At 70.2% G+C, this 10,405-nt stretch carries 8 protein-coding genes and 1 pseudogene; 4 read left to right on the forward strand and 5 right to left on the reverse strand.

Going from position 1 to position 10,405, the window contains the following annotated elements; all coding sequences use genetic code 11:
* Positions 1-15 precede the first annotated feature (15 nt).
* Positions 16-1,824, reverse strand: a complete 1,809-nt coding sequence (locus tag ACFULQ_RS19300) for a bifunctional metallophosphatase/5'-nucleotidase (protein WP_383545334.1) — start codon at positions 1,822-1,824, stop codon at positions 16-18.
* A gap of 146 nt (positions 1,825-1,970) precedes the next feature.
* The gene (locus tag ACFULQ_RS19305) at positions 1,971-3,254 is read right to left on the reverse strand and encodes an adenylosuccinate synthase (protein WP_383545337.1); all 1,284 of its coding nucleotides are present in this window, start codon (positions 3,252-3,254) and stop codon (positions 1,971-1,973) included.
* 188 nt (positions 3,255-3,442) lie between these two features.
* Here ACFULQ_RS19305 and ACFULQ_RS19310 point away from each other — a divergent pair, with 188 nt between their 5' ends.
* Positions 3,443-4,291 carry a diacylglycerol kinase gene (locus ACFULQ_RS19310; RefSeq protein WP_383545340.1) on the forward strand — a complete coding sequence of 283 codons (849 nt, stop codon included), beginning with the start codon at positions 3,443-3,445 and terminating at the stop codon, positions 4,289-4,291.
* Between the two features lie 291 nt (positions 4,292-4,582).
* Here ACFULQ_RS19310 and eutC read toward each other — a convergent pair whose 3' ends face one another.
* A complete protein-coding gene (eutC, locus tag ACFULQ_RS19315; RefSeq protein ID WP_383545343.1) occupies positions 4,583-5,326 on the reverse strand; it encodes an ethanolamine ammonia-lyase subunit EutC in 744 nt (247 codons plus the stop codon).
* Positions 5,323-6,711: an ethanolamine ammonia-lyase subunit EutB gene (locus tag ACFULQ_RS19320; RefSeq protein WP_383545346.1), complete on the reverse strand. Its 1,389-nt coding sequence runs from the start codon at positions 6,709-6,711 to the stop codon at positions 5,323-5,325. The genes eutC and ACFULQ_RS19320 overlap by 4 nt, the downstream gene beginning before the upstream one ends.
* Before the next feature lie 149 nt (positions 6,712-6,860).
* Here ACFULQ_RS19320 and ACFULQ_RS19325 point away from each other — a divergent pair, with 149 nt between their 5' ends.
* Positions 6,861-8,369 carry an APC family permease gene (locus ACFULQ_RS19325; protein ID WP_383545349.1) on the forward strand — a complete coding sequence of 503 codons (1,509 nt, stop codon included), beginning with the start codon at positions 6,861-6,863 and terminating at the stop codon, positions 8,367-8,369.
* Here the strand turns inward: ACFULQ_RS19325 and ACFULQ_RS19330 are convergent.
* On the reverse strand, positions 8,366-8,854 hold the full coding sequence (locus tag ACFULQ_RS19330) for a GbsR/MarR family transcriptional regulator (protein ID WP_383545352.1): 489 nt from the start codon (positions 8,852-8,854) through the stop codon (positions 8,366-8,368). The genes ACFULQ_RS19325 and ACFULQ_RS19330 overlap by 4 nt on opposite strands.
* A 74-nt stretch (positions 8,855-8,928) precedes the next feature.
* On the opposite strand from ACFULQ_RS19330, the gene ACFULQ_RS19335 reads away from it, so the two are divergent.
* Positions 8,929-9,816: an ATP-binding cassette domain-containing protein gene (locus tag ACFULQ_RS19335; RefSeq protein ID WP_383545355.1), complete on the forward strand. Its 888-nt coding sequence runs from the start codon at positions 8,929-8,931 to the stop codon at positions 9,814-9,816.
* Positions 9,813-10,405 (forward strand): annotated as a pseudogene (locus ACFULQ_RS19340) (ABC transporter permease); the annotation flags it as partial. The gene ACFULQ_RS19335 and the pseudogene ACFULQ_RS19340, both read left to right, overlap by 4 nt.

Below are 10,405 nucleotides of genomic sequence, written 5' to 3' on the forward strand. Positions count from 1 at the left end.
ACGACGGGACTCCGGTCAGAAGACCGGGGTCCCGTCCTGCGTCAGCCGCCAGTTGGTGACCGCGAAGTCCTTCGGGTCCAGGGCGCCCTTGGCCGTCACGTAGTCGATCATCAGCTGGCGGATCTCGTTGGTGGAGCTGTAGGCGATGTCGGCGGCGGCGATGTGCGGGTAGCCGGAGCCGCCGTTGGCCCGGTAGTTGTTGACGGCTACGACGAAGACCTGGTCGTCGGTGATCGAAGTCCCGTTGTAGGAGAGGTTCTTGATCCGCGAACCCTCCGCCGCCGCGATGTCGATGTCGTACGAGACGCCCGCGGCGGTGTCGTACATGTAGTCCCAGAAGCTGTTGGCGTTGGTCAGCGTCGAGGTGTCCACGGCGGTCCCCGCCGGGACCTGGTGGTAGTACTTCGCCGCGTACTCCAGGTAGTCCTTGAGCTGGGCGCCGGTGAGCTTCTTGCCGTACAGGGTGTTGTCGTAGATGTAGAGCCCGGCGATGTCCTTGATGGTGACGCTGCCGGCCGGGATGTCGGCGGTGCGGGAGAAGGGCGCGGCGACGGAGATCAGCGGCAGGGCCGCGTCCGAGGTCGACAGGCCGGCCTTCACCGTGTCCATCTGCACCTGGTGGATGAAGTCCATGATGGGGACGTCCTTCCAGCAGGACTCGGCGGCCGAGAGGTCCTCGGTGCAGGTGCCGACCGGGGTGTTGACGTACTTCACGACCAGCTCGTGGTCGGCCTCCAGGAGCTTCTTGATCTCCGGGTCCTCGTCGACCGTGTTGGGATTGAGGGTCTGGGCGGTCTTCCTGGTGACCTTCCACTGCCCGCGCACGAGTTCCAGCTCGAAGTCGAAGACGCTCAGCCGGTAGCCCCAGCAGTACGGCTCGGAGAGCAGGACGTCCTCGCCGGTCTCCTCGTTCTTGACGGTGTACGACGGCACCTCGACGTGGGTGTGGCCGACCAGGATCGCGTCGATGCCGGGGACCTGCTGGGCGACGAGGTTGGAGGCGTTCTCGACGTACGGCAGCTCGTCGCCGTACGACGAACTGCCGTCCAGGCCCGAGTGGTCGGTCAGGAAGACGACGTCACAGCCGAGGGCGCGCAGCCGGGGCACGTACTTCCTCGCCTGCTCGACCAGGCCCGGGAAGACCATCTTCCCGCTGACGTTGTCCTTGTCCCACAGGGCGATGCCGGGGTTGGTGAGGCCGAGGATGCCGACCTTGATGTCGGGGGCGCCCGGCACACAGATCCGCTTCACGGTGTACGGCTGGAAAGCGGGCCGCAGCGTCTTCGCGTCGAGGGCGTTGGCGCCGAGGAGGGGGAAGCGGCACTGGCTCTCGAACTTCCTGAGCACCTCGATGCCGTAGTTGAACTCGTGGTTGCCGAGGGCGGCGGCGTCGTAGCGCATGTGGTTCATGGCGACGGCCATCGGGTGTCTGGGCGCGCCCTTGCCGGTGATGGGCTCGACGCGCGCGAAGTAGTAGGCGAGGGAGGTCCCTTGGATGATGTCCCCGGCGTCGACGAGAAGGACGGGGTCCTCCCCCTTGGCCTCCCGCTGCTGCTTGACGAGCGTGGCGACCCGCGCGACCCCGACGGAGTTCCCCTTGCTGTCGCTGTAGGCCGCGTCCTTGTAGTAGTCCCAGTCGAAGACGTGGCTGTGCAGGTCGGTGGTGCCGAGGACGGAGAACGACCAGGTGCGGTTCTTCTGCGCGGGCTTGTGCTCGGCGGCCTCGGCGGCGGGGGCTCCCACCGACCCCGCGACGGCCACGGCCGCCCCGGTGACGGCCGACTTCTTCACGAAGTCCCGGCGGTTGAGGGGACTGACGGGCATGGAGGGCTCCTGGGGGCAAGGTGCGGGAGGACGGCACTACACGCGTAGATGCTGGTCTCACACCCGTGCGCCCGGGAACCAGGAAAAGGCCATGGGCCGGTCAAGGAAGTCCCCGACCGGCCCAACGGCTGACGCCCAAAAGGGAATTACAGGAACGAGTTGATCTCGATCGTCTCGTCGCGGCCCGGGCCGACGCCGATCGCGGAGATCGGGGCGCCGGACATCTGCTCCAGGGCCTTCACGTAGTCCTGGGCGTTCTTCGGGAGGTCGGCGAAGGTCTTGGCCTTCGTGATGTCCTCGCTCCAGCCGGGGAGGTACTCGTAGATCGGCTTCGCGTGGTGGAAGTCGGTCTGGGAGTACGGGAGTTCCTCGACGCGCCTGCCGTCGATCTCGTAGGCCACGCAGACCGGGATCTGCTCCCAGCCGGTGAGGACGTCGAGCTTGGTGAGGAAGAAGTCGGTGAGGCCGTTGACGCGGGTCGCGTAGCGGGCGATCACCGCGTCGAACCAGCCGCAGCGACGGTCACGGCCGGTCGTCACGCCCCGCTCGCCACCGATGCGGCGCAGCGCCTCGCCGTCCTCGTCGAAGAGTTCGGTGGGGAAGGGGCCGGAGCCGACCCGGGTCGTGTAGGCCTTCAGGATGCCGATGACCCGGCTGATCTTCGTCGGGCCCACGCCGGCGCCGGTGCAGGCGCCGCCGGCGGTCGGGTTGGAGGAGGTGACGAAGGGGTACGTGCCGTGGTCGATGTCCAGGAGCGTGCCCTGGCCGCCCTCGAACAGGACGACCTTGTCCTGCTCCAGGGCCTGGTTGAGCACCAGGACCGTGTCGGCGACGTACGGCTTCAGGCGGTCCGCGTAGCTCAGCAGCTCCTCGACGACCTGGCCCACCTCGATGGCCCGGCGGTTGAAGACCTTGGTCAGGAGCTGGTTCTTGCCGTCGAGGGCCGCCTCGACCTTCTGGGTCAGGATCGACTCGTCGTACAGGTCCTGGATGCGGATGCCCACGCGGTTGATCTTGTCGGCGTAGGTCGGGCCGATGCCGCGACCGGTGGTGCCGATCTTGCGCTTTCCGAGGAAGCGTTCCGTCACCTTGTCGACCGTGACGTTGTACGGCGTGATGACGTGGGCGTTACCGCTGATCAGGAGCTTGGAGGTGTCGACGCCGCGGTCGTTCAGTCCGTTCAGCTCGGAGAACAGGACCGACGGATCGACGACGACACCGTTGCCGATGACCGGGGTGCACCCCGGAGACAGGATTCCGGAAGGGAGGAGGTGGAGGGCGTACTTCTGATCGCCCACGACTACCGTGTGGCCGGCGTTGTTGCCGCCCTGGTAGCGCACCACATAGTCCACCGAGCCACCGAGCAGGTCGGTCGCCTTTCCCTTGCCTTCGTCACCCCACTGAGCACCGAGCAGCACAAGTGCGGGCACGCGCGTACACCCCTTCCGGGCGGGGCATGTCCAAGGTCAGGGGTGGACGCGTACGGTTTGCCGTCGCGTGCACCAACGGCCGTCGTCGGCCGCTGCCCGTCGGACCCGGATGCCCCGGAATAGACGAAGCCCCTGGCGCAATAGCGCAAGGGGCTCTTGCACAAAGATGCTACCCGAGGAAGCGAGGCATGGCCGAGGTGGCGACTTCCGCGACTTCCGATCAGCTGCTCGTGGTGATCGATCCGGTCGCCCGGCAGATGGACGGCGAGTCCGTACGGATCGTGAAAGACGTGCTCAGCGCGGGTGCGGCGACGAAGGTGTGTCTGCCGGAGGGGCCCGAGGAGTTCGCCCGGGCGCTGGCCCGGCGGGGCTCTCGGCGGCCGGTGGTGGTCGGTGACGACCGTGCGCTGATGCGGGCGGTGGTGCTGCTGCACCGGCAGCGGGAGCTGGCCGAATGTGTGCTGTCGGTGGTGCCGGTGGGCCCGGCTCTCGGCGTCGCCCACGCGCTGGGCGTGCCCATGGGGGCGGTGGCGGCCGCGCGGACCGTCCTGGACGGGACCGAGCGGCGCCTGGACATGCTGGTGGACGACAGCGACGGGGTGGTGCTGGGCGCGCTGCGGATTCCCGCGTCGGTCACGCGGGAGGAGCCCGTGGAGGCCGGGCGGCCCTGGCTGCGGACCTGCCAGTCCCTCGTACGGACCCTGGTGCCGGCCCGCCCCGCCCGGGAGACCGCGCCGGTCCTTCCCGGGCCCTCGCGGCTGCGGGTGGAGGTCGACGGGGCCACGCTGGTGGACCTGGACCAGCCCCTGGAGGCGGTCTCGGTGACCCCCGGCTCCGGCGGGGGCCTGGCCTCGGTGGAGGTACGCCCGCTGTCGGTGGGCGCGGAGGCGTCCCCGCTGCTGGCCACCGGCCGGACGGTCACGGTCACGGGCGCGGACTTCCGGTACCGGGCGGACGCGGGGGTGGCCGGGCCGGTACGGAGACGAACGTGGACGGTACGGGAGGGAGCGTTGGGGTTGGTGCTGCCGGGGCGGTGAGGAGGCGGGGGGACGGGGGCGGACGAGGAGCCGTCGATCAGGCAGGCCGCCCACGGAAACCCCCTGCCCGGGGTCCGGTCCAGGGCGGCGGCAGCGCGTCCGATCCGGTGCGGGGCGCGTCCGGTCAGGTCCCGTGCGGGGCGTGCCCGGCCTGGTCCAGGGCGGCAGGACTTTCGCTACGGTCCAGTGCGGCAGCATGCCCAGCCCGGCCCAGGGCGGCAGCGCGCCGGGTCCCGTCCAGGGCGGCAGCACGCCCAGCCCGGCCCAGGGCGGCAGCGCGTCCGGTCCGGGCTAGTGCGGCAGCGCGTCCGTCTCGTCCTTCAGGTTCACCCCGGTCAGGCCCAGCTCCCGGGCCCTGGTCATCAGCACCGCCAGCTTTTCCGCCGCTCCCGTGTACGACAGGCCCAGCGGGGGGCGGATGTTGGAGAGGCAGTTGCGGTCGGCGTCCGACGTCACGCCCGGAGTGGGCCGGTGGGTCAGATACGCGCCCAGGGAGTCCGCCGCCGACATCCCGGGCCGTTCCCCGACCAGGACGACGACCATCGCGGCGCCCATCGCCTGGGCGACGTCGTCGCCGAGGGCCACGCGGGCCTGTTCGGCGAGGACGACGGGAGCCAGGTGCCAGCCCTGAAGGCGGGCCGTGGTCTCCCGCACCACCGCCGCCGCGTGCTCGTGCACCGCCCGGCTGGACAGCCCGTCGGCGACCACGAAGACCGCGTCCCACTCCCCCTCGGGCAGATGGGTCCGGTCGATGGCATGCAGCCGGCGCCCCAGATCCGGCCGTTGGAGATACGTCAGCCGATCGGGAGCCGCACTGCGGACCCGTACCGTCGGCGTCCCCGCCAGCCCCGCCGCCACCGCGTCCGGGTCGAACGGCGAGTGCACCGCGTCCCGGGCCGCCGCATGCGCGGCCTGGAGTTCGAGCCGGTGCCGGGTGGGCAGTGCGGAGCCGGAGCGGCCCAGCCCGATACGGGCCTGCGTGTGGCGACGCAGGGACGACCACAACTCACCGTCGCCCAAAGCGATGTTGCTCATGCTGCGAGCTCCCTTCCGATGGCCGTCAGCGGATGTCCGCCCGACGCGTCCCTGATCGCCCCGCGGTCGTCCAGCAGCCCGATCGAGTCGAGCCAGGTCTCGAACTCCGGTGCCGGGCGCAGGCCCAGGACCTCCCGGAGGTACAACGCGTCGTGGTACGAGGCGGACTGGTAGTTGAGCATGATGTCGTCGCCGCCCGGGGTGCAGATCACGAAGGACGCGCCGGCCACGCCCAGCATCGTGAGCATGGTGGCGATGTCGTCGTCGTCCGCGTCGGCGTGGTTGGTGTAGCAGATGTCCAGCCCCATCGGCAGGCCGAGGAGTTTGCCGCAGAAGTGGTCCTCCAGGGCGGCGCGCAGGATCTGCCGGCCGTCGTAGAGGTACTCCGGGCCGATGAAGCCGACGACGGTGTTCACGAGCAGCGGGTCGTAGCGCCGCGCCACCGCGTACGCCCGGGCCTCCACCGTCTGCTGATCCACCCCGTGGTGCGCGTCCGCCGACAGGGCGCTGCCCTGCCCGGTCTCGAAGTACATGACGTTTCGGCCGACCGTGCCCCGGTCCAGGGCGAGGGCGGCCTCGTGCGCCTCGTCGAGCAGCCCCAGCGTCACCCCGAAGGAGGCGTTCGCCGCCTGGGTCCCGGCGATCGACTGGAAGACCAGGTCCACCGGGGCGCCCCGGGACATCAGGTCCACGCTCGTCGTGACATGGCACAACACGCAGGACTGGGTGGGAATGGCGTACCGCTGGATCACCCCGTCCAACAGCTCCAGCAGGTCCCGTACGGCCTTGGGGCTGTCCGTCGCGGGGTTGATGCCGATCACGGCGTCGCCGGAGCCGAGCAGCAGTCCGTCGAGGAGGGCCGCCGCCACGCCCGCCGGATCGTCGGTCGGGTGGTTGGGCTGGAGCCGGGTCGCCAGCCGTCCCGGCAGCCCGATCGTGGAGCGGAACGCGGTGACCACACGGACCTTGCGGGCCACCGCGACCAGGTCCGCGTTGCCCATCAGCTTGGAGACCGCGGCGACCATCTCGGGCGTGAGCCCGGGCGCGAGGGCGGCCAGTGCCGCCGCGTCGGCTCCGGGGGACAGCAGCCACTCCCGGAACTCGCCCACGGTCAGCCCCGCCACCGGCGCGAAGGCCGACGGGTCGTGCGTGTCGAGGATGAGCCGGGTGACGTCGTCGCTCTCGTACGGGATGAGCGGCTCGGTCAGGAACTGAGCGAGCGGCACGTCCGCCAGCGCCCAGCGGGCGGCCACCCGCTCCTGTTCGGACGCGGCCGCCAGTCCCGCCAGCCGGTCGCCGGAGCGTTCGGGACTCGCGGCGGCGAGCAGACGGGCGAGGGTGTCGAAGCGGTGCTGTCGACCGCCGAGTACGGACGTGTAGCTCATGGCGACGACGCTACGAGCCGCGTGTTGCGGTCAGATTTCTAAAGGTATGGTTGACAAACATTTAACGCCCCGAGACCCTTGCTCGACTTATTCGGTCTCCAAAGTTCCGGTTCGGAACGTAGTGGACGAACTAGGAGAGGGGCCACCCGATGGCAGTGGACGAGGGAGTCGCCCCGGCGGCGGACACGGGCGAAGAGAGTACGGTGCACCGGCTGAAGCCCAACGCCATCGGCTTGCTCGGGGTGGTCTTCATGGCGGTGGCGACCGCCGCCCCGATCACCGCGATGACCGGCAACGTGCCCTTCATGGTCTCGGCGGGCAACGGCATCGGCGCCCCCGCGAGCTATGTCGTCGCAATGGTCGTCCTGGCAATCTTTTCCGTTGGCTTCACCTCGATGGCGAAGCACATCACCTCGACGGGCGCCTTCTACGGCTTCATCTCCTACGGCCTCGGCCGCACCGCGGGGCTCGCGTCCGGACTGCTCGCCACCTTCGCGTACGTGGTCTTCGAGCCGGCGCTGATCGGCATCTTCTCGTCGTTCGCGACGGGGACGCTGAAGGACCAGACCGGGGTGGACATCCCCTGGTGGGCGTTCGCGGCCCTGATGCTCGCGGTCAACGCGACGGGCACCTGGTTCGGCGTCTCGGTCGCCGAGAAGCTCCTCGTCGTCCTGCTCGCCACCGAGGTGACGGTCCTCGCCGCGATGGCGGTCTCCGTCGCGCTCCACGGCGGCGGCCCGGACGGCTTCAGCCTCGACCCGGTCAATCCGGTCAACGCCTTCAAGGGCACGTCCGCCGGACTCGGCCTCTTCTTCGCCTTCTGGTCGTGGGTCGGCTTCGAGTCGACGGCGATGTACGGCGAGGAGTCCCGCAACCCGAAGAAGATCATCCCCAAGGCGACGATGATCTCCGTCCTCGGCGTCGGCGTCTTCTACGTCCTCGTCTCCTGGATGGCGATCTCGGGCACCGGCGAGGCGGACGCCGTCAAGGTCGCCACCGACAACCCCTTCGGGCTCTTCTTCGGCCCCACCGAGCGGTACGTCGGCCACTGGGCGGTCGACGTCATGCAGTGGCTGATGATCACCGGCTCGCTGGCCTGCGGCATGGCCTTCCACAACTGCGCCGCCCGTTACATGTACGCGCTGGGCCGCGAGGGCGTGCTGCCCTCGCTGAAGAACACGGTCGGCCGCACCCACCCCCGGCACGGCTCGCCGCACGTCGCGGGCCTGGTGCAGACGGTCGTGACGGCCGTACTCCTGCTGGCGTTCTGGGCCGCCGGGAAGGACCCGTACACCGGCACCTACGTGCTGCTCGCGATCCTCGGCACCATGGCGATCCTGATCGTGCAGGCGGTGTGCTCGTTCGCGGTGCTGGTGTACTTCCGCACGCACCACCCCGAGAGCCGGCACTGGTTCCGGACCCTGACGGCCCCGCTGCTCGGCGGTGTGGCGATGCTCGGCGTGGTCGCCCTGCTGGTCTCCAACATGAGCGCGGCGGCCGGCTCGGAGTCGGGTTCGCTGGTCCTGAAGGCCACGCCCTGGCTGGTGGCGGCGGTCGCGGCCCTGGGCATCGCGTACGCCCAGTACTTGAAGCGCCGCTCCCCGGAGCGCTATCTGCTGCTGGGGCGGACGGTCCTGGAGGAGACCAAGGAGCGTTAGTCACCGAAGAGCCGGGCGCGGTGGGACTTCCAGCGCTCCATCATCTCCGCCACGTCCTTCTCGATGAACTCGAAGAACGCGAGGGTCTCGGCCAGCCTGTGTCCCGCCGGTGTCCCGGCGCCCAGGCTGGCCACTCCCTCGCGCAAGGCGTCCTCCCACCGCTTGATGATCGCCTCACGGTTGGTGAGCGCCTGGTACCACTGGTCGGAGTGGACCCGGTACCGCTCCCGCCGCGAGCCGGGCTCCCGCTCGCGCGACAGCATGTGCACCTGCGCCAGGTAGCGCACCGCCCCGGACACGGCCGCAGGGCTGACCTGGAGCCGCTCGCCCAGTTCGGCCGAGGTCAGGGCTCCGCTGTCGGAGGCGAGCAGCGCCGAGAAGACCCGGGCCGGCATACGCGGCAGCCCCGCCTCGACGAGCTGTGCCGCGAACCGCTCCACGAACCGTGAGACCGCCTCCGGGTCCCGCTCCACCGCATCCGTCATGGTCACCACCCTAACGGGGCTTCATATGCTTCCTTAACTTCACAAATTTCTGAAGGAAGCGTACGTTCTGAAGCATGACGAAGGCCATCACCGTCTCCGGACTGCACAAGTCGTTCGGCCGGACCCATGCCCTCGACGGACTCGACCTGGACGTCGAGACCGGCGAGGTGCACGGCTTCCTCGGCCCCAACGGCGCCGGGAAGTCCACCACCATCCGCGTCCTGCTCGGCCTGCTGCGCGCCGACTCCGGCGCCGCGCAGATCCTCGGCCGCGACCCGTGGAAGGACGCGGTGGAGGTGCACCGCAGGATCGCCTACGTCCCCGGGGACGTGACCCTGTGGCGCAACCTCTCCGGCGGCGAGGTCATCGATCTCTACGGCCGGCTGCGCGGCGGTCTCTCGCAGACCAGGCGCGCCGAACTGATCGACCGCTTCGAACTGGACCCCACCAAGAAGGGCCGCACCTACTCCAAGGGCAACCGGCAAAAGGTCGCGCTCGTCGCCGCGTTCGCCTCGGACGTGGACCTGCTGATCCTGGACGAGCCGACCTCGGGCCTGGACCCGCTGATGGAGGAGGTCTTCCAGCGCTGCGTGGAGGAGGAGAGCGGGCGCGGCCGCACGGTCCTGCTCTCCTCCCACATCCTCAGCGAGGTCGAGGAGTTGTGCGACCGGGTCAGCATCATCCGCGGCGGCCGTACCGTCGAGACGGGTTCGCTCGCCGACCTGCGCCATCTGACCCGCACCAGCGTCACGGCCGAACTCGCGGGCGCCCCCAACGGGTTGACGCAGCTGCCGGGCGTCCACGACCTCGACGTCCAGGGCCACCGGGTCCGGCTCCAGGTCGACACCGACCGACTCGACGCCGTACTGCGGTCGTTGACCGACTCGGGCGTGCGCTCGCTGACGTCGACCCCGCCGACGCTGGAGGAACTGTTCCTGCGGCACTACCAGGAGACGTCATGACGAGTCTGGCGGGCACGGGCGTCCTGCTCCGCTTCAACCTGCGCCGCGACCGGCTGACGATCCCGGTGTGGGTGGCGGTGAACGCCCTGATGGTCCTGTCGATGCCGAGCACCCTCAAGGGCGTGTACGGCACCGGGGCCGAGCGCGCCGATCTGCTGCACCAGGTCGCCACCAACTCCTCCTTCCGCGCGCTGATCGGCCCCCTCTTCGGGGACTCCCTCGGCGCCCTCACCGCCTGGCGGGTCGGCGTCTACGCGGGCGCTCTCGCCGCCGTGACGAGCCTGCTGATCGTCGTACGGCACACCCGCGACGAGGAGGAGAGCGGGCGGCAGGAGCTGATCTCCTCCGGCGCGGTGGGCAGGCGGGCGTCGCTGACGGCGGCCCTGCTGGCGGCGGCGTCCGCGAACGCCGTCCTGGCCGTGCTGGTGACGGCGGGCCTGGCGGGCCAGGGAGCTGCCGGGGCAGTGGCGTTGGGCCTGGGCCTCGGGGCGGTGGGGATGCTGTTCGGCACCATGGCGGCGATCGTGGCGCAGCTGACGGAGAGCGCGCGGCTGGCCCGGGGGCTGACGGCGGGGGTACTGGGCGCGGC

The sequence above is a fragment of the Streptomyces sp. NPDC057253 genome, assembly GCF_042669125.1.
Taxonomy (GTDB): Bacteria; Actinomycetota; Actinomycetes; order Streptomycetales; family Streptomycetaceae; genus Streptomyces.

What these genes read in the sequence shown, in the direction of transcription:
- ACFULQ_RS19335 (WP_383545355.1), top strand. Translation starts at nt 8,929, where the DNA reads ATGACGAAGGCCATCACCGTCTCCGGACTGCACAAGTCGTTCGGCCGG.
- ACFULQ_RS19325 (WP_383545349.1), top strand. Translation starts at nt 6,861, where the DNA reads ATGGCAGTGGACGAGGGAGTCGCCCCGGCGGCGGACACGGGCGAAGAG.
- ACFULQ_RS19320 (WP_383545346.1), bottom strand. Translation starts at nt 6,711, where the DNA reads ATGAGCTACACGTCCGTACTCGGCGGTCGACAGCACCGCTTCGACACC.
- ACFULQ_RS19310 (WP_383545340.1), top strand. Translation starts at nt 3,443, where the DNA reads ATGGCCGAGGTGGCGACTTCCGCGACTTCCGATCAGCTGCTCGTGGTG.
- ACFULQ_RS19300 (WP_383545334.1), bottom strand. Translation starts at nt 1,824, where the DNA reads ATGCCCGTCAGTCCCCTCAACCGCCGGGACTTCGTGAAGAAGTCGGCC.
- ACFULQ_RS19330 (WP_383545352.1), bottom strand. Translation starts at nt 8,854, where the DNA reads ATGACGGATGCGGTGGAGCGGGACCCGGAGGCGGTCTCACGGTTCGTG.
- eutC (WP_383545343.1), bottom strand. Translation starts at nt 5,326, where the DNA reads ATGAGCAACATCGCTTTGGGCGACGGTGAGTTGTGGTCGTCCCTGCGT.